Annotated in this window: 18 protein-coding genes, 2 tRNA genes and 1 pseudogene; 6 read left to right on the top strand and 15 right to left on the bottom strand. The window is 64.7% G+C overall.

The genetic code is table 11. From position 1 onward, the window contains the following. Positions 1-48: 48 nt before the first annotated feature. The 9 genes from lnt to KXZ72_RS03005 form a co-directional block, all read right to left on the bottom strand. Positions 49-1,641, bottom strand: coding sequence for an apolipoprotein N-acyltransferase (lnt, locus tag KXZ72_RS02965; RefSeq protein WP_226082250.1), 1,593 nt, complete (start codon positions 1,639-1,641; stop codon positions 49-51). Continuing rightward, positions 1,641-4,082 carry a DEAD/DEAH box helicase gene (locus tag KXZ72_RS02970; RefSeq protein WP_226082251.1) on the bottom strand — a complete coding sequence of 814 codons (2,442 nt, stop codon included), beginning with the start codon at positions 4,080-4,082 and terminating at the stop codon, positions 1,641-1,643. The genes lnt and KXZ72_RS02970 overlap by 1 nt, the downstream gene beginning before the upstream one ends. Beyond that, on the bottom strand, positions 4,079-4,873 hold the full coding sequence (gene tatC / locus KXZ72_RS02975; RefSeq protein ID WP_318999880.1) for a twin-arginine translocase subunit TatC: 795 nt from the start codon (positions 4,871-4,873) through the stop codon (positions 4,079-4,081). Before tatC ends, KXZ72_RS02970 begins: the two co-directional genes overlap by 4 nt. Positions 4,874-4,876: 3 nt before the next feature. Further along, complete coding sequence (locus KXZ72_RS02980) at positions 4,877-5,113, bottom strand: twin-arginine translocase TatA/TatE family subunit (protein ID WP_226082252.1); 237 nt, start codon at positions 5,111-5,113, stop codon at positions 4,877-4,879. A gap of 34 nt (positions 5,114-5,147) precedes the next feature. After that, positions 5,148-6,152, bottom strand: coding sequence for a helix-turn-helix transcriptional regulator (locus KXZ72_RS02985; RefSeq protein ID WP_226082253.1), 1,005 nt, complete (start codon positions 6,150-6,152; stop codon positions 5,148-5,150). Next, on the bottom strand, positions 6,149-7,162 hold the full coding sequence (locus KXZ72_RS02990) for a helix-turn-helix transcriptional regulator (RefSeq protein WP_226082254.1): 1,014 nt from the start codon (positions 7,160-7,162) through the stop codon (positions 6,149-6,151). Before KXZ72_RS02990 ends, KXZ72_RS02985 begins: the two co-directional genes overlap by 4 nt. A 141-nt stretch (positions 7,163-7,303) precedes the next feature. Next, complete coding sequence (locus tag KXZ72_RS02995) at positions 7,304-8,221, bottom strand: FKBP-type peptidyl-prolyl cis-trans isomerase (RefSeq protein ID WP_226082255.1); 918 nt, start codon at positions 8,219-8,221, stop codon at positions 7,304-7,306. A 74-nt stretch (positions 8,222-8,295) separates the two neighbouring features. Continuing rightward, positions 8,296-9,342: a tRNA (adenine-N1)-methyltransferase gene (locus tag KXZ72_RS03000; RefSeq protein WP_226082256.1), complete on the bottom strand. Its 1,047-nt coding sequence runs from the start codon at positions 9,340-9,342 to the stop codon at positions 8,296-8,298. Then, complete coding sequence (locus tag KXZ72_RS03005; RefSeq protein ID WP_404823661.1) at positions 9,339-10,031, bottom strand: HAD family hydrolase; 693 nt, start codon at positions 10,029-10,031, stop codon at positions 9,339-9,341. Before KXZ72_RS03005 ends, KXZ72_RS03000 begins: the two co-directional genes overlap by 4 nt. 108 nt (positions 10,032-10,139) lie before the next feature. On the opposite strand from KXZ72_RS03005, the gene KXZ72_RS03010 reads away from it, so the two are divergent. Continuing rightward, entirely contained in the window at positions 10,140-11,090 is a 951-nt protein-coding gene (locus KXZ72_RS03010) for a PAC2 family protein (RefSeq protein WP_226082257.1), read from the top strand. A gap of 129 nt (positions 11,091-11,219) precedes the next feature. Here the strand turns inward: KXZ72_RS03010 and KXZ72_RS03015 are convergent, their stop codons facing one another. After that, positions 11,220-12,650 (bottom strand): SIR2 family protein, encoded by a 1,431-nt coding sequence (locus KXZ72_RS03015; protein WP_226082258.1) that lies wholly within the window; start codon positions 12,648-12,650, stop codon positions 11,220-11,222. Positions 12,651-12,742: 92 nt separating this feature from the next. Between KXZ72_RS03015 and KXZ72_RS03020 the strand changes: the two are divergent. Beyond that, positions 12,743-12,904, top strand: a pseudogene (locus KXZ72_RS03020) (PAC2 family protein); the annotation flags it as partial. Positions 12,905-12,968: 64 nt separating this feature from the next. Here KXZ72_RS03020 and mshC read toward each other — a convergent pair. The 3 genes from mshC to KXZ72_RS03035 are packed head-to-tail and all read right to left on the bottom strand — an operon-like array spanning position 12,969 to position 16,410. Next, positions 12,969-14,204, bottom strand: coding sequence for a cysteine--1-D-myo-inosityl 2-amino-2-deoxy-alpha-D-glucopyranoside ligase (mshC, locus tag KXZ72_RS03025; RefSeq protein ID WP_226083406.1), 1,236 nt, complete (start codon positions 14,202-14,204; stop codon positions 12,969-12,971). A 13-nt stretch (positions 14,205-14,217) separates the two neighbouring features. Further along, positions 14,218-15,063, bottom strand: a complete 846-nt coding sequence (locus tag KXZ72_RS03030; RefSeq protein ID WP_226082259.1) for an undecaprenyl-diphosphate phosphatase — start codon at positions 15,061-15,063, stop codon at positions 14,218-14,220. Positions 15,064-15,090: 27 nt separating this feature from the next. Next, positions 15,091-16,410: a M20/M25/M40 family metallo-hydrolase gene (locus KXZ72_RS03035; protein WP_226082260.1), complete on the bottom strand. Its 1,320-nt coding sequence runs from the start codon at positions 16,408-16,410 to the stop codon at positions 15,091-15,093. 160 nt (positions 16,411-16,570) lie between these two features. Here KXZ72_RS03035 and KXZ72_RS03040 point away from each other — a divergent pair. The 4 genes from KXZ72_RS03040 to KXZ72_RS03055 all read left to right on the top strand — a co-directional run bounded on the left by KXZ72_RS03040 (position 16,571) and on the right by KXZ72_RS03055 (position 20,764). Beyond that, a tRNA-Leu gene (locus KXZ72_RS03040) sits at positions 16,571-16,653 on the top strand. Positions 16,654-16,858: 205 nt separating this feature from the next. Then, a tRNA-Leu gene (locus KXZ72_RS03045) sits at positions 16,859-16,941 on the top strand. A gap of 178 nt (positions 16,942-17,119) precedes the next feature. Further along, entirely contained in the window at positions 17,120-18,820 is a 1,701-nt protein-coding gene (locus KXZ72_RS03050) for a leucine-rich repeat domain-containing protein (RefSeq protein WP_226082261.1), read from the top strand. 240 nt (positions 18,821-19,060) lie between these two features. Continuing rightward, the gene (locus tag KXZ72_RS03055; protein WP_226082262.1) at positions 19,061-20,764 is read left to right on the top strand and encodes a leucine-rich repeat domain-containing protein; all 1,704 of its coding nucleotides are present in this window, start codon (positions 19,061-19,063) and stop codon (positions 20,762-20,764) included. A 58-nt stretch (positions 20,765-20,822) separates the two neighbouring features. Here KXZ72_RS03055 and KXZ72_RS03060 read toward each other — a convergent pair whose 3' ends face one another. After that, a complete protein-coding gene (locus KXZ72_RS03060) occupies positions 20,823-22,547 on the bottom strand; it encodes a long-chain-fatty-acid--CoA ligase (RefSeq protein WP_226082263.1) in 1,725 nt (574 codons plus the stop codon). 139 nt (positions 22,548-22,686) lie between these two features. Then, a complete protein-coding gene (locus KXZ72_RS03065; RefSeq protein WP_226082264.1) occupies positions 22,687-24,495 on the bottom strand; it encodes a DEAD/DEAH box helicase in 1,809 nt (602 codons plus the stop codon). Positions 24,496-24,542 lie beyond the last annotated feature (47 nt).

The raw sequence follows: 24,542 nt of genomic DNA on the forward strand, positions 1-24,542 counted from the left end.
CGCAGTACGCGCCCGACCGGATATCCTCCGGCCGGGCGTTTTTTTGCGCTAGCGGCGGGGGCGGCGACCCAGGCCCAGCATCAGGACCACTCCGGCCACCGCAAAAATAATGATGCCCGTGTTGAGGGCGGCGCCGAGCACCACCGCCGGGGTATTACCCCGATGCAGCGGAACATTCTCGACCATATAGCCCGGCTCATAGGGCGCAATCTCGGCGAGCGTTGAGCCATCGGAGTTAATCATCTGGCTGGTGCCCACGGTGGAGATATTCACGAGCGCACGCCCGGTCTCGATGGCCCGCAGCCGCGCAATCGCGAGCTGCTGCTGATTCTCCTCGGTACGACCAAAATCGGCGTTATTGGTCTGCGCCAGAATCACCTGGGCTCCGCGGGAGACAGCATCGCGCAGCAGGTTATCGTCCACGATATCGAAGCAGATGGAAATCGCCGCGATCGTGCCGTTGATATCAAAAATATTATCCACGGTGCCGGGGGTATAGTCGCGGCCGATCAGGTTGATCAGGTCGGGCGCAAACGGCGTCCAAAACTCGCGATCGGGAACATACTCGCCAAACGGGATCGGGCGGACCTTATCGTAATAGGTTTCCGGGCCGGTCTCGGGCATCCACAGAATCGAGGAGTTATAAAACTTACCCTCGCGTTCGGCAATCGTTCCCGTGATGATCGGGGCATTCAGCAGCGCCGTGAGATAGTTCAGCGCCCCCGAGGCCTCCGGATATTGCATCGGGTCCAGATCGGTGCCGTTTTCCGGCCAGACCACCATATCCACCGCATCGTTTTGCAGCGGCAGCGTGGCCTGGATCTGCGCGGACAGCACGTCCCCGGGGTCGCGCTCATCAAAATAGCCGGCCTTGCCGTTGCCCTGCACCGCGGCGATGCGGCTGGTGCCCACCTGCTCCACGGCAAAAACCGGGACCGCGCCGAGCGCGGCCACCAGGAGCGCCGGAAGCAGGAGTCGGGCCGGGGTGGCCAGCACACCCGAGCGCAGCAGCGCCACCGCGGAGGCGGCAATCAGCGCGATGATAAAGCTTAGACCGCTCACGCCCAGCCAGCTGGCCAGCGCCGCAAACGGGCTCTCCGAATGCGCCAGTGCGAGCCGGCCCCAGGCGAATCCGCCATAGGGCCAGTTCCCCGCAATATACTCTCGGGTGACCCAGAGTGCAGCGATGATGACCGGGAGCAGGAACTGCCCGGAACGGCCGGGCCAGGCGCGCGGCACGAGGCGATAGGCCACGGCAATCAGGCCACATCCCAGCGCAAAGAAGATCGCCTCCAGGGTGGAGAGTGCCAGCCAGGGAATCGGGCCCAGATAGAGCGCCGTCCAGGCCACATGGGACAGATAAAAGCCGAGGCCCGCGAGCATCCCGAGGCCGGTTCCGGCCCAGAAGCCGCGGCCCTGGATCGCCCAGAGGATCATGCCCATGCCCAGGAAGCTCAGCGGCCAGAGGCCCAGCGCCGGGAAGGCTGCATTCAGTACCGGCCCCGAGCCCAGGGCCAGCAGCAGGGCCCAGAACGTGCCCGTGCTCGGGGCTGGATCCCCCGGGAGCGGGCGCGGGCTCAGGCGCGAACGCCAGGGGCCGGAGCGGTCGAGCGATTGCCAGGAATCAAAACGGGTGCGCATTAGATTGAGCTATAGGCCACGATGCCGCGGCGAATCTGATCGAGGGCCTTGCGGGCATTACCGGCCACGGGCGCATCGGCGACCATCGAGAGCTGATCCAGCAGGTCGATGGTCTGCTTGCACCAGCGCACAAAGTCTCCCGCGGCCATATCGGCCTCGCGCAATACGTTATCCAGGTGCTCCCCGCGGGCCCAGTCAAACATCGCGCTGGCCAGGCCGGTGGCGAGGGGCTCGCTGCCGGGCAGGTGGTGGGCCTGTTCGGCATCGTCCAGCTGGGACCAGAGCGTCTCCGAGGCGCGCAGCGCATCTCGGAACGCGCCGCCGGGCAGATAGCGCTCATCGGGGTTGCCGTTATCGCGGCGCGGCTCAAAGACCAGGCAGCTGGCCATCGCCGCAAGCGACTCGGGGTTCAGGGTGGTCCACAGGCCGCGGCGCAGCGCCTCGGCGATGAGCAGGTCGCGCTCACCATAGATGCGCTTAAGGATGATCCCGCTCTTGCTGAGGATCAGGGCGCCATTGCTATCGCGCTCCAGATATTCGCGCTCCAGCAGCACGTCGGTGATGCGGTCAAATACCCGCGCCACCGCCCCCGTGCGCTCGCTGATCTGCCGGCTGAGCTGATCGGTGGAGCGCTTCAGCTTCCACCAGCGCTCGGCCCAGCGGGCGTGCTTTTCCCGATCGGGACAGTTATGACACGGGTGCTCGCGCATCTCCGCGCGCAGCTCGGTCAGGCGCTTCTGGCGCCGCTCGTGATTGGCACGGCTGGTGCGCTCATTGGATTTGCGTTCCAGATCGGTCAGCTCGCGGCGCACGCGCGCATAGGCCGCAAAATCGCCCAGGTGGCACTGCATCGACGCGGCATAGCCGGCCAGGGAGGCCTTCTGCTCCTCCACCTTGCGGGCCAGGCCCACCACGTCGCGGTCGGCCTGGAACTGCGCAAACGAGGACTCCAGGATGGTGCGGGCGCGGCCCCGACCGAATTGATCGATCAGGTTCACGGCCATGTTATAGGTGGGGCGGAAGCTCGATTTCAGCGGATAGGTGCGCTTGGACGCGAGCGAGGCCACGGCCTCCGCGTTCAGTTCCTCGCGCCAATGGATGACCGCATGGCCCTCCACATCGATCCCGCGGCGGCCGGCCCGCCCGGTGAGCTGGGTATACTCCCCCGGCGTGATCGGCACGCGGGCCTCGCCGTTAAATTTTTCCAGCTTTTCCAGGACCACCGTGCGCGCGGGCATATTAATCCCCAGCGCGAGGGTTTCCGTGGCAAAAACCACCTTCACCAGCTTGCGGCGGAACAGCTCCTCCACCACCTCTTTAAAGGCGGGCAGCAGGCCGGCGTGATGGGCGGCCACGCCGCGCTCCAGGCCATCGCGCCACTCCCAATAACCGAGGACCGCGAGGTCCTCCTCGAGCAGGGTGCGGCAGCGTTCGTCCACAAACTCGCGGATCTCCCGCCGTTCCTCGTGGGTGGTGAGGCGCACGCCCGAACGCAGGACCTGGCGCACGGCCTGATCGCAGCCCACGCGGCTGAAGATAAAAAAGATCGCGGGCAGCAGATCGGACTCGCCGAGCAGATCCACAAGCCCCGCACGGTCGAGGTTACCGTGACCCGGCAGGCTGCGGCGATTATATTTTTCGTATTCGCGCTGGCGGCGGCTCTTATGCCCGCCCGAGTTTCCCTGCACCAGGCGGATAAACTCGGGGTTCACGGTGCGGGTATCCCCGCGATATTCGGTCTGGAACATCTCGATCAACTTGCCGCGCACCAGCACGTGCTGATCCAGGGGAACCGGGCGCTCCTCGGAGACAATCACCTCGGTATTGCCCCGCACAGCCTGCAGCCAGTCACCAAACTCCTCGGCGTTGGATACCGTGGCGCTCAGGGCGATCAGCCGCACCGAGCGCGGAAGGTGGATGATGACCTCCTCCCAGACGGCGCCGCGGAACCGATCGGCAAGATAGTGCACCTCGTCCATGACCACATAGGCCAGGTGATCCAGGAGGCCCGAACCGGCATAAAGCATATTGCGCAGGACCTCGGTGGTCATCACCACGATCCGGGCGCCCGAGTTGATATTGCTATCCCCGGTCAGCAGCCCGACCTGATCGGCCCCGTATTCGGCCACCAGCTCGTTATATTTCTGATTGCTCAGCGCCTTCATTGGCGCCGTATAAAACACCTTCGCGGCGGGGCCCTGCATCGCCGCATAGATCGCAAACTCCGCGATGATCGTTTTGCCGGCCCCCGTGGGTGCCGCGACCAGCACGCTATTTCCGGCCTCCACGCTTGCGGCCGCGGCCAGCTGGAAGGGATCTAGCGCAAATTTTTGCCTCTCCACAAACGCGGTGACCAGTGGCGTCTTGGCCTTATGCGCGGCGAATCTCTCGGCGGCGGAGGGCGGGGCGGCTTCGGGCGTGGTTTGGGGAGAGCTACTCACTGGGAGGATTCCGTTTCGAATTCGCGCTGGAGGCGTTTAGCCACCCGACGATCGTGCACCCAGGCGATTGCCCAGGCGGCAAAGTAGAGGACCACCATCGGTGCCGCAAGAATAAACATCGAGACGACATCGGCGGCGGGGGTGGCCATGGCACAGAACAGCGTGATGCCCAGGATGGCCCAGCGCCAGCCGCCGATGATTCCGCGGGCACTGAGCACACCCACAAAATTCAGCAGCACCAGCAGCACCGGCAGCACAAACGCGATACCCACCGCGAGGATGAGCTTCAGGACAAAGTCGTAATAATAGCCCGCCTGATAAATATTGGCCGCCCCCTCGGGGGTGAACCAGGCCATGACCTCGATGATGCGGGGGAAAACCCACCAGCCCGCAAAACAGCCCGCAAGAAACAGCGGGATAGCGGCGCCGAGGAAACCCAGCGCATAGCCGATCTCCTTGCGGGTCAGGGCGGGCATAAAATAGGCCCAGATCTGGTAGAGCCATACCGGCGAGGAGATCACGGTGCCCAGCGTGAGGGCGACCTTCATCCGCAGATCAAACGGGGAGGTGACCGTATCGAAGTTCAGGAGGGCCTTGCCACTTTCCTGCGCGAGCTCCTGAATGGGCCGCGAAATCTCCACGATGGCCATACCGGAAAAATAAAAACCGATACCCATGCCCACCACGATGGCGAGGGCACTGATAAACAGGCGCTTTCGAAGTTCGACCAGATGCTGACCGAGGGACATCCGCCCCTCGCGGTTCTTGGTCGGCGCAGAACCGACGGCCACGAACTAGTTCTTGTGGGAGGAGTCGCTGTCGAGAGTGGAGTTACCGGCACTCTCGGCGGGCGCATCCGAGGTGTTGTCACCCTCGGACTTCTTGCCGGAACGAATCTCGGACTTGAAGATATTCATCGACTGGCCGAGGCTGCGGGCCAGACCGGGAAGCTTGGGTCCACCCCAGATCAGCAGGATGATGAAGAGGACTACCGGAAGGTGCCATCCACTCAGGATGTTTTGCATGATCATTCCTTTTATTGTCTGACGGGGTCTGCCCGCAAGTCTATCGTGAATCCTCGGGACGCGCCGTATCCCCATAGCGGGCGAGTGCCTCGCGGGCCCAGGCCGCCACCTCGCGCCGGGCCGAGCCCGGATCGGTGACCTCGGCGAGTCCGCTGAGCCCCGCGATGACCCGTTTAAAGCCGTGCACATGCCCCAGCCGGAGGTTTACGCGAGCGCGCCCGCCCTCGTCGTGGATCTTCGACTCGGCGGTGAAAAACTCCGCGATCATCGGCAGGGCCGCATGATCGATATTCACCGAGACCGTGAGATCGGTCTCGGAGGGATGGAAAAAGGCCTCGGGGATGCTGAGATCGGATTCCGCATGGCGGGCCGTGGCCTCGCCCACCACCACGGAGGCCATGCGATCCAGGCGGAATGTGCGCACGGCCTGACGCAGATGGCACCAGCCGCGCAGGTACCAGTCTTGGTCGAGGGACTCCACGCGCAGCGGGTCCACCGTGCGATGCTGGCGGCCGCCATCCGAGCTGAGATAGTCAAATTCCAGCTCGCGGCGCTCGCTCAGCGCGCGACGCACCGGCTCGAGGGCGGCGGTGGCGGGTGAGGCACTCACGGCCACCTGCGCGGGGTTCCCGGAGGAGCCCGCGGTGAGCTTGGCCATGAGGGAATCGATCACCTCATCGCCGCCGTCCCCGGGCAGCGCCGAGAGATACTGCAGGCCGGCGATCAGGGCCGCGGCCTCGCGCGCGGAAAAACGCGGCGAATCGTCCAGCACCACGAGGTGGGTCAGGACGATCTGATCGCGCTGCTCCAGTAGATCCCAGTCGATATCGAAGAGGTCCTCATGCTGATAGCTGCTGGTCTCGCCGGGCACACCCGAGACGGCGATCAGCCGTACCGACTCGCGAACGAGGGTCTCCGAGACACCAAAATGTGCCGCGGCGTCCGAAACCGAGACCTGCTCATGCTCGATCAGATACGGCACCAGGGACAGCAAAAAGGCGAGGCGGTCGCGGCCCTGAATGGCCGGGGTGCTGGGCTCGCTCATGCGGGGCTTCCTTCCGTGCCGTGATCGGCGAGGGTGCGGGTGAGGCGGGAGATCACGGCGGAGCGCAGGGACTCGGGCTCCCTCACCAAAACCTCCGGGCCAAAACCGGCGAGTTCATCGGCGAAAATATTGGGGTCGGTATAGTGCACCCGGTAGGTGGTGGCCTCAACGACCTCCGCACGCACGCGCAGGCGGCGCGCGGCCTCGCTTCCGGGCAGCACGTCTAGCACCGCCACCTGGGCGGCATAGAGCTCGCGCAGGGCGGCCAGGGCGGCCTCGGCGCGACCCGTGGGATCCTCGGGGAAGGAGCGCCGGGTGGCGGAGACCGTGCCGATGATGCGGGAGAGCAAATAGGTACGCGGGCCCCCGGCATCACGGTCATTCCCGTGCACATGCCAGCGCCCCTCGTGCTGCACCAGCGCCAGCGGGGCCACCGTGCGGGTGCGCGGCGCGGCATCGCCGGGCTTGAGGTAGTCAAACGTGACCTCCACGCGCTTTTCCATGGCCGCACTGAGGGGGCCAAAGGCGTTTTCGCGGGTGCGCAGGCGCGGGGCATAGCCGATCAGCGGATCGGTGGAATCGATACCCAGCGAGCGGAGCTTATGCAGCGCCCGCTGCGACTCCCCCGAGAGCGAGCCCTCGCGCCATACGGTGGAGGCCAGGGAGAGCATGGTGATCTCCGCCGGGGAGAACGTGATCTCGGCGGGCAGATCGTATTCACCCTTGGGAATGCGATAGCGCAGCAGCTGATTATTGCCGGCCTCCCCCGGGGTCTCGACCGTTTCCAGGGGGATGCCCAGCTCGCGGATATCGTCCTTATCGCGCTCGAACTGGCGTTCGAGGCTGGTGTTATCGCCGCCGCGATTAAAGCGCTGGCGATAGCCCTGCACACTCGAGAGCACCTCGGATTTGGTGAGGCCCTGCTCGCTGGCGAGGAGCGCCAGGACCAGGCTAAACAGGCGCTCCTCTACGGGAACGCGGGCAGGCGCGGGAGGCTTTGATTCGAACACAGTTTCAGTGTACCCGGTTGCGGGCGGCGGAGGGGAGAGCCGCGACGCAAAGAAAATGCGCGCCGCCCCCGAATTTTCGGGAACGACGCGCAGTTTCGGGCGGGCGGCGGTATTCGAATAAATATTCGAATGCCGTGCTGCCTAGAGTTCGCCGAGCAGATCCACCACATAAACGGCGGTGGTGCCCGCGGGGGCACCCAGGCCGGCGCCACCGGCGGTCACGTCCTGATCGGCCGGGACCACCATAAGGACGCGGGAACCAAGCTTCTGTCCCTTGAGGGCCTCGGCCATTCCTGGGCTAAGGGTCGAGAGCCGTGCGCCCATCGGCGAACCCTTCTCCCAGGTGGAGGCGAAGATGGTGCGCTCGGTCCAGGAGGCACCGGTGAACTGCATCGCAAATGCGGTATCGTCGCCGATCACGGGTCCGTCACCCTCGGCAAGGAGCGCAACCTTCAGCTCGGTCGGGGCCTCGCTGCGCGGGATCGTGATTCCGGGGGTACCATCGGCGGCACTCACCACCGAGGGGAAGCCCGATTCGCGCACCGCGCGGGGCTTTCCGGTGGCGCGGTTCGGGAGAACGCGATCGATCTGGGCCACAAATACGGCCGAGTGAATCTCGCCCGGGGTCTCCCCCTGCAGCGCGTTCCCCAGCACCCCGGCGACCTGCGAGCCACCCGTGGCGCAGGCCACCATCGGCTGTAGCGGCTCGGGCAGCTCGGACACCAGGCGCACGGCGGGCTCGGCCCACTCATAGCCCGGGACAACCTGACCGGTGCTTCCGTCCAGGACGGTGAAGCTCATCGAGACGACCTGATTGGCGTCAATCACGGGGCCGTCACCCTCCACGAGGACATGGCGCTCGAGGCCGTCCACGATCACGGGCGTCGGGAAGCTCACGCGCGGGGCACCGGCGCCCGGGGCGGAGACCTGCACGAGCTGCGCACCCTTGCCATCGGCCGGGGCGCCCTCGCAATCCTGGGCGACGGGCGCGGAAGAACACGCGGATAATCCGCCGGCCAGCAGCACGGCGGTCACGATGAGTGCGGGAGTGGTGCGCACGTTACCTCACTTTAATCAGAAATGGATTCTGCGGGCGGCCCCGAGGGGCCACCCGCAACAGTCTAGGCGACCGATTATGCCGGGGAGGAACCCTCGGCCGTGTCCGTACCCTCGGTCTCGCCAAAATCGCGGTCCCGCGAGGCCTGGGCGGCGGCCTCGGCGGCCCGCACGCGCTTGCGCAGCGCCTTATCGCTCACCTCGCGGGCACCCAGCGAACCGGGGGTCCACAGCTCAACATCCTCGGCGCTGAAATCGGATTTGGACGGGCGACGCTTCAGCTCGGGGAGGATGGTGCCATCGGCGAGCTTACGCGCGGTGATCAGGAACCCGGTATGCGCGATCATGCGGTGGTCCGGGCGCACGGCCAGGCCCTCCACATGCCAGCCGCGCACCATGGTCTCATTGGAGATCGGGTTGGTGAAGCGTCCGGTGGCGCGCATGGCCTCGGCCACGCGGGAGAGCTGGGTCACGGTGGCCACGTAGCACAGCAGCACCCCACCGGGGACCAGCGCATCCAGGCAGACATCGAGGCATTCCCAGGGCGCCAACATGTCCAGGACCACGCGGTCCACGCTACCGGGGGCCGCAACCTCGGGCAGGGTCTCGGCGAGGTCACCCGCGGTGACCGACCAGTTGGCGGGATCGTGGCCAAAGAACGTGGCCACGTTTCCGCGGGCCACCGCGGCGAATTCCTCGCGACGCTCAAAGGACTTCAGTTCCCCGGCCGGGCCGATCGCGCGCAGCAGCCAGAGCGAGAGCGCACCGGAACCCACGCCCGCCTCCACCACGGTGGCACCCGGGAAGATATCGGCCTCGCCGATAATGGCGGCGGCATCCTTGGGATAGATGATCGCGGCGCCGCGCGGCATCGACATCACAAAGTCGATCAGCAGGGGGCGCAACGCGAGGTATTCCTCACCCACGGTGTTTTTGACCACCGAGCCATCGGGCAGGCCGATGACCTCATCGTGCATCACGATGCCGCGGTGCGAGTGGAACTCTCCCCCGGCCTCAAGCGTGACGGTATTCAGTTTATTCTTCGGGCCGGTGAGCTGAACCCGATCGCCGACGCGGAAGGGGCCGGAATTCTGGGGACGCTGGGTGCCGTCGAGGACGCTCATAGGGTGTTCTCCGGGGTGAGGGCACGACGCTCGGCAAATAGAGCACAAACATCGGCCAGGGTGAGCCCGGCGAGGGTCTCGCGCAGGATGTAATCGGGGTGGGCGGGGATCGCGACCGCATGCGGGATACCCACGGCCACCGTTCCGGCGTCCGCGGCACTGCGGATTCCGGGGGGTGAATCCTCAAAGGCCACACAATCGGCGGGGTTCACACCCAGGCGCGCGGCGGCCAGCAGATAGGACTCGGGATGCGGCTTGGGCTTATCCACCAGGTCCCCGGTGACCAGCAGATCAAATCCCGGGAACGGGAGGGAATCCACCACCAGCGAGGCCATCGGGCCAATCGACATCGTGACCAGCGCGGTGGGAATACCCGCCTCGCGAAGTTCCCGCAGGAGCTCCAGAGCGCCCGGACGATACGGGGCACCCTCGGCACGAATCCGCGACATCACGGTGTCTGTCAGATTTTGTACGATCTCATCCACCCCCAGTTTTACGCCGTGGGTCTGCAGGAGCCGGGCACTCTCCCAGAGGCCCGAGCCCACCACGGACAGGGCATCCTCATGGGTCCAGACGCCCCCAAATGAGGCCACAAGATCGGTCTCGGCCTCGATCCAGAAAGGCTCGGTATCAACTAGGGTGCCGTCCATGTCCCAGAGGACTGCGGCGGGGAGGTTTGAGTGGGTCACGGGTGTCAATGTTACCTGGTTCGCGCGGGGGCCTATTCTTAAGGGATGATCCGTCGGGCGGAAACCCCGCCCCGACGCGATAAAGAGACGTGAATTGGAGTGTGTCGAGTGACAGGTCGCCTGCTGGTGGTCGCCTTTGAGGGCTGGAACGATGCCGGGGAGGCCGCAACCGGGGCCGTGGGCATCCTCCGCGATCGGCTCGGGACGGTTCCCCTGATGAGCGTGGACCCGGAGCTCTATTACGACTATCAGTTCACCCGGCCCACCGTATATCTCGACGATAAGGGAAAGCGGCAGATCCGCTGGCCCGGCGCGACCCTGTACGGGCCCGCGCCCCGCACCGGCCTCGACGAGGAATTGCCCGAGCTGATCGAGGACCCCCTGCTCCCGCGCTCGCGCACCGATAACGATTCCAACGTCTATCTGCTCCTCGGCGCGGAACCCAGCCGCGGCTGGCAGTCCTTTGTCTCCGAGGTGCTGGACTCGGCGCTCGCCCACGATATCTCCCGCGTCATCGTGCTCGGGGCCGTGCTGGCCGATTCCCCGCATACCCGGCCCATCACGATCGAATGCTCAAGCGAGAACGACGAGGTACGCGCCGAGCTCCACCTCGAACGCAGCGTATATGAGGGGCCGATCGGCATCCTCAACGTACTGGCCGCGGGCGCCGAAACCGTGGGCATCCCCACCCTCTCGGTCTGGGCCTCGGTCCCGCATTATGTGCATAACGCCCCCTCGCCCAAGGCCACGCTGGCGCTGATCGATAAGCTCGAGGAGCTGCTTGATATCGTCATTCCGCGCGGCGAACTCCTCACCGAGGCCACCGCCTGGGAGGAGGGCGTAAACGCGCTCGCCGGGGAGGACCCGGATATGGCCGGCTATATTCGCCAGCTGGAGCAGGCCCGGGACACCGTGGAGGCCCCCGAGGCCAGCGGCGAGGCCATCGCGCAGGAGTTCCAGCGCTATCTGGATACCACGGGCACTAGCTCATCTAACCAGGAAGGTATCCCGCCGGAGGACGACGCACAAGATGAGAACGACTCAAATGGAAACTCCTAGCATTTAGCAGGGCGCACCTCCGAGCTATAGCGCTTATCCGCGTGAATTATCCCTTCTCAGCTGGGCCCGACCAAGTGCCATTTGCTTATTCTCGGAACGTGATAATACCTAAGATTCTGCGTCAGAAATTTACGCCGGAGCCCACTTCACCCGTAAGAGGCGTCTACCACGGTGCACGATTTGCTCAAGCCCTATAGCAACCAACAATTCTTCGCGATGTGGGTGTTGAAAATAAAAACACTCGCCACCAGAAATAGCACTCTTGAATCCTTCAACAGTTAAGAATGACTCCAAGCGCCCGGTCCCGTGTGGCATTGAATTCAGCACCGCCTCATTTAGGCTCATCTCGCTGTTGGCGTCAACGGGTATGTCCACAATCTGTGCAGAATAACTGCCGGATGTGTTCTCGCGCGTGAAAACGTAATAATCCGAAGTAAATCGGTCGTTACGTCCCCCCGCGATAACTGTAACCAGCTCCATCTCTTTGCCGCTTTCCCGGTTAAGGAGCGAGTGATTCGTTAAGCTCGTCGTCAGCTGCTTCATTCTCTCTGTAACAAATTCAGTTATGGAAGCACGCACATGAGTATCACGGCTCGCAGTTAAACCGAGATCTGCCAGATTCCCCAGAATTCCCTTGCGTGGCTCGATTGAGCCCGGGTGTAGGTCTGCGACGGTAATGGGAATATCCGATGGGATTCGTGAAATGAGCTGACTGGCCGCTCTATCTTCGAGAGGGAGGGAATAACCCATGATCGCCAATGACGACGCCGAGTCGATGAATTTCCTCGCGCTACGCCAAATTACTGTCGCAAGATAGGTCCCGTAATAGCCGTCTTTAATTATCAGCGGCGGAACCAGATATCGATCAAGTTCACGAATTCCGTTGAAGTCATTGTCTTCGACGTAAGGTTTTGGATCGCCTAATAGGTTTCTTTCCCTGCGTCGGATTAGCGTCGCCCCGGTTGTGTCATCCGAGGCCCAATACCAGAGGAGCGAACCATGCATCTTGATGACTTGCATAGTTCCTTTGGAATGCGGGGAACTAACATCATAATAAATCTCCGCCGGCGGAGCCGCTGGTGCCGGGAACACCACGTTGTCTCCCAGAACAGCTGAAATATTTGATCCAGAGCCCACCACAAACAACTCGCCGGCATTTACTGCGCGTTCAATAAGAGAGTCGTAATTGAACGTGAGTATAACTGCCTTTTCCACGTCCCAAATCGTAAGCAATTGACGCAGCCAATGCGGAGATGCAGATTCAGAAGCAGCGGTTACGCGCTGATCAAGCACGGCTGCAATTTCAGCAATGACTAAATCGGCGTGAGCGCGACGAACACTATTTTCATGACTACTCAGAAACGGCAACGGCGTAATCTGCACTGTTAGCCAGTCCTCAAATGATTGCTCATTTCTGAGGGATATATCTACCTGGCCACTGAGCCGCTCCTTAATTTCGCTACCAAGCGCATTGGTGATCGGCATACTATCGCTCACGGCCTTCGAGAAACCCGCGCCCAGAACGTACACCGGGCGAGATGTTACTGGTAGATGATCCATGCAATCATGATATCTTTTCCGGCTGCTCTCAGCTCCGAGGCAGATACCAGGCAGCCTCCCGTTGCCAGGCAATGAGACGACGCTATACCGGCTATATTCGCCAGCTGGAGCAGGCCCGGGACACCGTGGAGGCCCCCGAGGCCAGCGGCGAGGCCATCGCGCAGGAGTTCCAGCGCTATCTGGAAAAGGATGCGCGCGAGGAGCCGGGCGAGACGCCCGATTCCGAACCGGATACCCCCGCCGACCCTCGCTAACGGGCACACGCAAACAACGGGGGCCCCTCATCCAAACCGGATGAGGGGCCCCCGTTGTTGTGGGCTAGAGCGAGACGCCCAGCAACGCGGAGAGCATATCCGCGAATAGCGCGGTATCGTCGATGCCCGCGGCGGCCTCATCGATCAGGGCGAGGGCCCCGGCCGTATTCAGGTCCTCGTGCAGCGCGGCACGAACGGTGGCAAGCAGCGCCACGGCGCTGCCCGGCACGATCGTGCCCGCGCCCGCGGTGCGCCAGCGCTCGAGGCGCTCGCGGCCGCGGCTGAGAACCGCATCGGTCCACTCCCACTCGCCGCGATAGTGGTTATCCAAAATTGCGAGGCGGATGGCGGAGGGATCCACACCCTCGGCACGCAGGGTCGAGACCAGCACCAGATTGCCCAGTGACTTGGACATCTTCTCGCCGTCATAGGCCACGAGCCCCGCGTGGCTATAGAGCTTCGCGAGCGGCTGCCCCGAGAGCGCCGAGGCGTGGGCGGCGCTGAACTCGTGGTGCGGGAAGATCAGATCCGATCCTCCGCCCTGCACCGTGAAATTGGCGCCCAGATAATCCAGTGCGATAACCGAGCATTCGATATGCCAGCCCGGGCGGCCGCGGCCCACGACCGAGTCCCATGCGGGCTCACCCGCACGCTCGGCACGCCAGAGCATCGGATCCAGCGGATCCCGCTTTCCGGGGCGCTCGGGGTCTCCCCCGCGCTCGGCCGAGAGCGCCAGCATCGTGGCGCGATCCAGTCCGCCCACCTCGCCGAGGGCCCACGGGCCGCGCTCCTGTGCCGCGATCGAATCGAAATAGATATCCTCACCCGCGGCCTCCGCGGTGGGCACGGGATAGGCCAGTCCGGCCTCCAGGAGCGTGGCCACGGCCGCGGCCACCGGGGCAATATTCTCGGTGACCGCCACATAATTGCGCGGCGGCAGGATGCTCAGCGCCTCCATATCGGTGCGGAAAAGCTGCACCTGAGAGGCGGCCAGATCGCGCCAGTCCACCCCGGTGGCGGCGGCGCGCTCGAGCAGCGGATCGTCCACATCGGTGACGTTCTGCACATAGTGCACGTCATAGCCGGCGTCGAGCCACAGCCGCTGGATCATGTCAAAGGCCAGATAGGTGGCCGCGTGCCCAAGATGGGTCGCGTCATAGGGGGTGATTCCGCAGACATAGATGCCCGCGGTGCCCTCCGCGGAGGCCTCCTCGAGCGCGCCCGTGGCGGTGTTATGCAGCAGGGGCGGCAGGCCGTTGCCCGGCAGCGTGGGGACCGCGGGGGCGGGCCAGCTGGCGATTCCGGCGGGAAGACTAGTTGCCATAGGGACTGAGCACCCCCATACCAAGCAGCGCAAACAGGACCAGGCCCAGCACCACGCGGTAGATCACGAAGGGCATAAACGACTTCTTGGAGATGTAGTTCATGAAGAAGACGATCACAACCAGACCCACCACAAACGAGACGATCGTGGCGATCACGGTGGCCAGGGCGCCAAAGGGTTCGGCCACCTGGGAGACCTCGGTGAATGCCTTATAAACCTGATATCCGCCCGCGCCCAGCACGGCGGGAATCGCCAGCAGGAACGCATAGCGCGCGGCCGCGGCCCGAGAATAGCCCAGCGCCAGGCCGGCGGTGATCGTGCCACCCGAGCGCGAGACGCCGGGAATCAGGGCGAGCGCCTGGGCCAGGCCGTAGATAAGGCCGTGGCCATAGCTCAGGTTTTTCAGCGTGAGATTTTTTTTGCCGAACCAATCGGCCACGCCGAGGATGATTCCAAATACGATCAGCGTGATGGCGGTGAACCACAGCGAACGGAACGTGGTCTCGATATCGTCCTTAAACAGCAGGCCCAGCACCACGATCGGAATCGAGCCGAGGATGATCAGCCAGCCCATCTTGGCATCGGGATCATTACGCGGGATCTTCCCCACCAGAGCCTTGCACCACGCACCAATAATGCGGGTGATGTCCTTCCAGAAGTAGAGGATCACGGCGAGCTCGGTACCGATTTGGATAATCGCCGTAAATCGCGCGCCCGGGTCCTCGCCGGTTCCGAGGAACGCTCCCACGATGCGAATGTGGGCGCTCGATGACACCGGGAGAAACTCGGTGAGACCCTGGACAAGGCCCAGGATTATGGCATTAATTATTTCCACGCGAAATTATCTTTCTGCAGCGAACGGTTAGTAGTCAAGAAGAAGATCGGTGAGAACCGCACGCCCAAAAACGAGGGCGTCCAGGGGGACACGCTCGTCCACGCCGTGGAACATCGCCGGAAAATCAAGTTCGGCCGGGAGCTTTAGCGGTGCAAACCCATATCCGGCAATCCCCAGTTTAGACAGGGCTTTATTATCGGTGCCCGCGGCCAGCAGATACGGGAGCACGGGGGCCCCGGGATCGTGCGTGGCCAGGGTGGCCGCCACGGCATCCATCAACTCGCCCGTGGGCGGGTTTTCCAGCCCCACGTCCTGATGCGAGATCTCCAGGGTCACGCCCTCGCCGATCAGCTCACGCAGCTGGGCCTTCACCTGCTCCTCCTCGCCCGGGAAGCAGCGAATATCGATGCAGGCCTCGGCGCGATCGGGAATCACGTTGTGCTTATAGCCCGCGGAGAGCATCGTGGGATTGGCGGTGGTGCGCAGCGAGGCCTGAATGAACGCGCCCGCGGGGCCGGTGGCCAGGGTGATCTCCTCGGGGCCCACCCGCTGGGGGTCCACGCCGAGCAGCGCGGCCAATTCGGTGATTAGCAGGTCGGTGGTTTCGGTCAGGCGCACGGGCCAGTGCAGTTCGCCAATCGCGGCCACCGCCCGCGCCAGCTTGGTCACGGCATTATCCGAGATCACGCGCGAGCCATGCGCGGCGGTGCCGGTGGCCACCAGCTTCGCCCAGATCAGGGCCTTCTCACCGGTCTGCAGGAGATACGCGCGCTTGCCTCCCACCGTGATCGAATAGCCGCCGACCTCGCTGATGGCCTGGGTGGCGCCGGCAAAAAGCTGCGGCTGGGTGTCCACGAGGTGATGAGAACCGTAGATGCCGCCGTTTTCCTCATCGGCAAAAAACGCCACCACGAGGTCGCGTTCGGGTCCGCCGCGCTCGAGCACATCGGAGAGGGAGGCGAGGATCATGGCATCCATGTTTTTCATGTCCACGGCGCCGCGACCCCAGATCATGCCGTCCTTAATGACGCCACCGAAGGGATCCACGCTCCAGTTCTCGGGATCGGCGGGCACCACATCGAGGTGGCCATGCACCACCAGCGCCCCCTTATCGCGATTGCGGCCGGGCACGCGCGCCACCACGCTGGTGCGACCCGGCGCGGCGTCAAAAAGCTCGGGTTTCAGGCCCAGCGCGCGCAGTTTTTCGGCCACGTATTCGGCCGCCTCGGTCTCCCCCTCCGACACGCCGTTCCCGTAGTTTGTTGTATTGATCTGAATTAGCTCACGCGTGATCTGGGCCGTCTCATCGAGTGAGGTGATTTCCGCGTCGTTCTGGGCTTCGCTCATGCCCCTAGGCTACCGTCCCGGGGAATTATTGGCGGCAAAATCGCCGCTTGGTCAAAAGCCGTGCGCGGGGTCTGGTAATGTTTCATCTGTCGGAAAGAGCGCAGGCTCACCCCGGCGAACTGCCTCCGGTTTCTCGCTTGCGAAATCCCGGTTGACACCCGCGCGGGTGGCGGAATGGCAGACGCGCTAGCTTGAGGTGCTAGTGCCCGAAAGGGCGTGGGGGTTCAAGTCCCCCTCCGCGCACACTGTGTTGAGACAGTATGAAGGGCCGGATCTTTAGATCCGGCCCTTTTCTCTTGCGCGCGGGCCTCGACATCCGGGGCATGCCAAACCGCATCGCCGCGGCCCGCGAATGCGACGCGGCGCCCTCCGCGGCGCGACGCGCCCGACCGGAGTCAGGATTCGTCCCCGGCCCGGTTATCCGGTAATGTTTCTACCTGTTGGTCACGCGCGAGTGGCGGAATGGCAGACGCGCTAGCTTGAGGTGCTAGTGTCCGAAAGGACGTGAGGGTTCAAGTCCCTTCTTGCGCACGATGAGATATCTCATCAAAAGAGTCGGATCCCCTGGGTCCGGCTCTTTTGCGTTTTCCGGCCCGGATTCACCCCAGTTTTAGGGTTTTATTCGAGGGCGCACCTCCGGTATGTTCCAGATATGCCCGTGGGATGTGAAGGGGCGCGACCTGCGCCGCGGGGCACGGCGAGGGGAATCATGGCGAAGGCTCACAGGGGCGGCCTCTTATTGGCCGCGGTGCTGGTATTTACGGGGTTATCTGGCTCCCCCGCGTTTGCCGACGATACGCTCGTGGATTTCCCCGATCCCCAGCTGCGCTCCTGCGTGAACTCCTGGCTGCGGCAGGACCCGCAGGCGGATATTACGCGCGATCAGGCGGCGTCGCTGAATTCCCTGAACTGTAATGGGCGCAGCATCACCGATCTCACGGGCGTGGAATATGTTATCGGCGCCAACCAGATGCACTTTCATCAGGCGCAGATCAGCGACCTCACGCCGCTCAGCAACCTCCCCCGATTGCAGTACCTGAACGTTTCCAATACCCCGGTCGCCGATATTGGCCCGCTCGCCACGCTCCCCACCCTGCGCGATCTGAATATCGGGAACACACTCGTCACCGATCTTTCCCCCCTGGCCGGCCTGCAAAACCTGAATACCCTCCTCGCGGAGGGTACAGCGATCCCCGAGATTGCCTCGATAGCCGGGCTCCCTGTACTGTCCGTCCTGGCGCTGAGCGGCGGTCCCCTGCGCGATCTCTCGCCCCTGTCCACCTTCCCGATACTCACCACACTGCGGTTGCGCCAGGCACCGGGCCTCGATCTTCATACGATCCCCACCCTCCCGACCGTGCAGACCCTGCTCATCCAGAAAAACGACGTATCGGATCTCCCGGATCTGCTCTCCCGTTTCCCCGATATCAGGAGCGTGGAGATCGGCGATACCCGCATCGGGGATCTCTCCGGATTCGTTCCCGGAGATATTTCCGTCCTCCGGCTGCGCCACTCCGAGATTAGCGATCCCTCCCCCCTCGGGGTGCTCCGCGACTCCCCCGGCTTTTATTTTGGGCGGCTTGACCTCGCGGGTAATCACATCGTGGATCTCAGCGGGCTCGACGGACCCTGGCTCTATCAGACAATCGAGGCGTTAAACCAGCAGGTCACGCTGCCTCCCACGGTCCTCGGCAAGGTGAATAAAAACCCGCTACGCACGCTGGACGGTTCACCCGTGATTCCCACCACAACCGATAGCGGCGTGACGATTGATCCGGTCACCGGAGACTGGGTGATCTCCGAAACAGGCACCAGATCGCTGCGCTGGATCGACTACGGCGATTTTGGCGATGATCCGGAGGATCCCCTGGGATATTACGGGTTCGGCGGGGTGCTTTTGCAGACCGCCCATCAAGACGCGGGCCTCAGCGTGACCAATCCCGCGAGCGTCACCGTGTCCGCGGGGCTGGATGCGAGCTTCACCTCCACGTCCACCTCGATTTTGGGTAGCAATACGGTGTCCTGGCAGTACAGCGCGGATGGCCTCACCTGGGAGACCATTCCGGGCGCCACCGAGACCACGCTGATCGTGCCGGCCGGCTCGGCCGCGACCGGAACCCGATACCGCGCGCTGCATAAAAACGATTTCTCCGGCGAGGAGGTCCTCTCGGAGGCCGCGATTCTCACGGTGACCCCGGCGGTCGTGGAACCCCCCGCCACCACCCAACCCACGGTCACCACCGAGCCCACCGCTCCGGTATTACCCCCGGGCGGCGGCGCGGGCGGCCTGGCCGGTACCGGGGCGAGCGGGGATGGCCTCCTGCCCGCGCTCGGCGCGATAATTCTCCTCCTCGCGGGGCTTGGGCTGCTGCGGCGGGGTACCCGTCGCAGCTACTCAACACCGGCCTGACCGCGGTGCCCGGGGCCACCCGGCACGTCGTTCGGCCGGGGGCGGACCCCTCGACGTTAGCCGCTCGGGATCGCGCCCTCTGGGCCCAGCCCGAGCGCATTCCCAAAAATCTCCGGTGTCGGGGATACCGCGCCGGCCCGCGCCCTGCTAGGTTGTTATTCCATCACCCCGGCCCGTGGACGCGCCCGCCCGCCGTGCCGGGTCTATAAAAGAGCATTGCTCGCGGTGCCGGGGGAATAAATGAAAACTGCACGCACGGCCGTTCTGGCCCTCGCCGCCCTGCTGATCCTGCCCGGATTTGCGGCGGCACCCGCGATCGCCGCGCCCGTGGTGGTGAATATGCCCGATCCGGAGCTGCGCGCGTGCCTGAACTCCCGGCTGGGTCAGCCCGCCGAGGCGGAGATCACCGCGGAGCAGTTGGCGCGCCTCCAGGCCATCAACTGTAGTGGGCGACCGATCGCGGATCTCACCGGAATCGAATACATGAGCGCCGCCTACTCCCTGGGGTTCTACGAGACAAAAATCACCGATCTGACCCCGCTGACCACCCTGCCCAGGCTCACCATCCTCAACGTCGTTGATGCGCCGCTATCCGATCTTGGCCCGCTCCGCGCCCTGCCCCAGCTCACTAGCCTCGGCATCGATAACACACAGGTCGGGGATCTATCCCCCCTGACCGGGCTGCAGGCGCTTAATACGCTGCGGGCGGAGAACACCCCGATCACCTCGATCACGCCCCTCGCCGGGCTCCCCCTGCTGCAATATGTGCAACTCGGCGGAAACGTGCTGAGCGATGTCTCCACCCTAGCCACGCTTCCGGCACTGACCGATCTGATCCTGCGCCCGGTACCCGAGGTCCTCCCGGCAACGATCCCCCCGCTGCCCGGGCTGACCCGCCTGACCATCGAGAACAGCACGGTCGTGGATGCAAATCGTCTCCTGGCCGGTTCCCCGAAGCTTCAATATGCGCGGCTGGATAATACCCGCATCGCTGACCTCGGCGGTTTTCAGGCCGGGGAGCTGCGGGAGCTCATCCTCAGTAATTCCCTAATCACCGATCCCACTCCCCTGGCCGTTCTGGCGACGGCGCCGGGGTTCACCTATGGCGATCTGGACCTCTCGGGCAATCGGATCGCGGATATTGGCGGGCTCGCCGGGGCCTGGGAAAAACAGAAGCTGGTCCTCAGCGGGCAGCGGGTCACGCTGCCCGCTCAGCTCCTCGGTGTGGTCCAGGAGAACCCGGTGCGCACGCTGGATGGCTCGCCGCTGATCCCCACCTCCACCGGCGGCGGGGTGGATATCGATCCGGTCACGGGCAATTGGGTATTCACCGAGCCGGGCGCCCATACGCTGAGCTGGGATGACGCGCAGCAGTTCCCGGTACCCCCCGGGACCGGGCCCGGCTATTACATCTTTACGGGCGCAATCCTTCAGGAGGCCACCCGGGAGTCCGATCTATCCGTGACCGACCCGCGGGACCTCACCGTGACGGCGGGACAGGACGCCACGTTTACCTCCACCGCGAGCTCCACCGGCGGCACCCTCAGCGTGTCCTGGCAGTCGAGCCCGGACGGGGAAACCTGGACCACGATACCGGGAGCCACCCACACCACGCTCACGGTACCCGCCGCCGAGGCCGTCACCGGCACCCGCTATCGGGCGCTCCATAAAAACGATGTCACCGGCCAGGAGGCGCTATCGACGTCCGCCCTCCTCACGGTAACCCCCGCGGTCGTGGGCCCGCCAACCACCCCGGAGCCCACCCCGCCGACCACCGTGCCCCCCACCGATCCCGCGGATCGCCCCGGCGGCGGGCTCGCGGGCACCGGCGCGGAGCAGGGCCCGCTCTTTCTCTCCCTCGGCCTCATGTTTATGCTGCTGCTTGCCGGGGCCGGGCTTCTCTATCGGGGCGGAAACCGGTCGCCCCGCGGAGAGGCCGGATAAAAAAACGCGCGGGGCCCACCGGAATATGGTGGGCCCCGCGCGGTGTGCCGGGGGTGGGCTAACCCTGCTGCACGCCGTTATCGCCGGTCTCGGCGGCGATCAGCAATTCGCGCACCTCGCGGCGCAGCACCTTACCCACGATCGAGCGCGGCAGCTCCTCGATCAGCGTGATCCGGCGGGGCACCTTATAGGCCGCCATCCGGTCGTGGGCCCATTCGCGCAGCTGTGCCGCGGATAGGTCCGCCCCCTCGCGCAGGACCGCGGCGGCCACAACCTTTTCGCCGCCGGTGCTTGAGGGCAGCCCCACCACCGAGGCCTCGATCACATCGGGGTGCCCGTTTAATACGGTTTCCACCTCGGTGGGGGCCACGTTAAAGCCGCCGGTGATGATCAGTTCCTTGAGGCGGTCCACGATCGTGACATAGCCATCCTCGGATACCGTGACCACATCGCCCGTGCGCAACCAGCCTCCCGGCAGCAGCGTCATCGCGGTGTCATCGGGGCGGTTCCAATAGCCCCCAAAAACCTGCGGGCCGCGCACCAGCAGCTCGCCCTCCTCCTCAAATCCGCGATCCACCGTGGGATCCTTCGGATCGATCACCCGGATCTCGGTGCTCGGGAACGGCACACCCACGGTACCGGGGCGGCGCGAGGGACCCATCGGATTGCCCAGCGCCACGGGCGAGGACTCGGTCATGCCATAGCCCTCCACCAGCAGGCCGCCGGTGGCGTCCTCCCATTTCCGCACGGTGGCCACCGGGAGGCTCATCGCCCCCGAGATCGCGTTACGAATGCCGGAGAGCGAGACTCCCCGCGCCTCGGCGGCATCCACCAGGCGGCTATAGATCGGCGGAACCGCGGGCAGGAACGTGGCCGGGGTGCGCTTCATCGCGTCCAGGACCAGCTTCTCGTCAAATTTGGGAAGCAGCACGAGCCGCGCGCCGATACTCATCGCAAACGTGACACACAGGGTGAGCCCATAGGCGTGGAACATCGGCAGGATCGCGTAGACCACCTCGCGCCCGGGGCGCAGGCCCTGCACCCAGGCCTCGCCCTGGCTCGCGTTCGCGCGCAGGTTACGGTGGCTGAGAATCGCACCCTTGGGGGTGCCGGTGGTGCCGCTGGTATATTGCAGCACCGCGGTGTCCTCGAGCCCGGGACGCGGGTGCGAGCGGCGCAGCCGGCGATTATTCACAAGCCCACTCCAGGTAAGCGCATGCGAGTCGAGCCGGCCCGCTGTGAGCGCCTCGCGGGACTCGCGGGCCTTGGCCACGGGCAGGCGCAGGGCGGTGCGGGTGGCGAAGGGCATCGCCCGGGTCACGTCCACGGCGATCACGGTATCCACGCCCATCGAGGCGGGGAATCCCTGCACAACCGCATGCAATTTATCCCAGACGATGGCCACGGTTGCGCCGTGATCCTCAAATTGATGGCGCAGCTCGCGCTCGGTATAGAGCGGGTTATGCTCCACGGCGATCGCCCCCAGGCGCAGGACCGCATAAAACGCGATGATGTGCTGCGGGCAATTGGGGAGCACCAGCGCCACCCGATCGCCCTTCTTCACGCCGAGGCGGCGCAGGCCATTGGCCGCGCGGGAGATCTGGTCCCCCACCTCGGAATAGCTCACGGAGCGGCCGAAGAAGTCCAGGGCCGGGCTATTGGTGAAGCGGTGCACCGAGCTGTCGATCATATCAACAAGCGTCTCGGTTACCTCCTCGATTTCGAAGGGCACCCCGGGCGCATACGCACTCAGCCAGGGTTTAGTCACGAACGCTGTGCTCATGCCCTCCATTATCCCCGCCGGTTCCGCCGATGGTTTCTTCTTTGGGCATATAGTGCAGGGCGCGCGGGGCTTCGGGCGCGGAATTCTGTGTGTTCCCACAGCGACGCGCCCGGCTGGGAGTGTGCCCGGTGCGGCGTGTCTAGCGGCCGCTGCCGAGACGCTTACGCAGATAGACGATGCGCGCCTGCAGCTGGGTGACACTGGCCTGCGGCACCGCGGGGCCCCCGCACACGCGGCGCAGCTCGGCATGAACCAGGCCGTGCGGATCGCCCGTGTGCTTGGCATAGAGCCCCACCAGGCTATTGAGCAGGCTGCGCTGCTCCTTGAGCGTGCGATAGAGCGGCTCGGGCGTATTCTCGGAGGGTTTCTCACCCGAGGCCTCGCGCTCGGAGGCGCGCCGGGTCTGCCGCTGCTGGCGCTGGGTCAGGAGCTCATGAACCTGTTCGGGCTCAAGGATGCCGGGCAGGCCGATGAAGTCGAGCTCCTCATCGGTTCCGGGCTCGGCATAACCGCCAAATTCCTGGCCGTCAAAAACCACCCGATCAAAATTGGCGGAGGAGCTCATCGCCTCGAAGGAGAATAGCTCCTCGCCGAGGGTATCGGAGCCCTTCTCCTCGCGATTGGCCGCGGCGACCATCGCATCCTCGGGGTTATAAAAATCGCCCTCATCGCTCGCGGGGCGATCCAGCGCGTGATCGCGTTCCAGCTCCAGCGCCGCCGCCAGATTCATCAGCTGGGGCACATTGGGCAGGAATACCGAGGCTGTCTCTCCGCGGCGGCGGGCGCGCACAAAGCGGCCGATGGCCTGCGCAAAAAACAGCGGGGTGGAGGAGGACGTGGCATAAACGCCCACGGCCAGGCGCGGCACATCCACGCCCTCGGATACCATCCGCACGGCCACCATCCAGCGCGAGGTATTCTGCGAGAACTCCTCGATGCGGTCGGAGGCCTCCTTTTCGTCGGAGAGCACCACGGTGACCGGCTCGCCCGTGAGATCACGCAGGATTGCGGCATAGGCGCGGGCCGAATAATGATCGGTGGCGATCACCAGGCCGCCGGCATCGGGGATGCCGAGGCGCACCTCGCTCAGCCGCTTATTGGCGGAGTCGAGGACCTGCGGAATCCACTCCCCCTTGGGATCCAGCGCCGTGCGCCAGGCCTGCGAGGTGATGTCCTTGGTATTGCCCTCGCCGAGGCGGGCCTCCATCTCATCGCCGGCCTTGGTGCGCCAGCGCATATGGCCCGCATAAACCATAAACATCACGGGGCGCACCACGCCGTCCTGCAGCGCCCGCCCATAGCCGTAGTTATAGTCGGTGAGCGAGGTGCGGATGCCCTGATGATCGGGCGCATAGGTGACAAAGGGAATGGGGGCGGTATCCGAGCGGAACGGGGTACCGGTGAGCGAGAGGCGGCGCACGGCGGGCTCAAAGGCCTCGCGAATCGAATCGCCCCAGCTGAGGGCATCGCCGCCGTGGTGCACCTCGTCGAGGATCACCAGGGTGCGGTGCGACTCGGTGATCTCGCGGTGCAGCTCGGCGCGCATCGCCACCTGCGCATAGGTCACCACGACGCCGTGATAGTGGCTGCCATAGCGGCGATCCTTATTGCTGAAATAGGGGTCGAGGCGGATACCGGCCCGGTGCGCGGCATCGGCCCACTGCTTTTTCAGATGCTCGGTGGGCGCCACCACGGTGACGCGCTCCACAACCCGGCGGGCCAGGAGCTCGGCCGCCAGCCGCAGCGCAAACGTGGTTTTTCCGGCCCCGGGGGTGGCGGCCGCCAGGAAATCTCGCGGTTCCTTCTGGAAATAAAGCTCGATGGCCTCGGCCTGCCAGGCCCGCAGCTTGCCCGCGGTACCCCAGGCGGCGCGCTCCGGGAAGGTCGGCGAGAGATGCTCGGCCGCGGAGGTACCGATTCTGGGGCCCTGGCCCGGTTCCGCTGACATCAACTCTTCGCTCACTGAACAAGACTGTACCCCAGGCCACCGACACG

The organism is Mycetocola spongiae (assembly GCF_020424085.1).
GTDB classification, from domain to species: domain Bacteria; phylum Actinomycetota; class Actinomycetes; order Actinomycetales; family Microbacteriaceae; genus Mycetocola; species Mycetocola spongiae.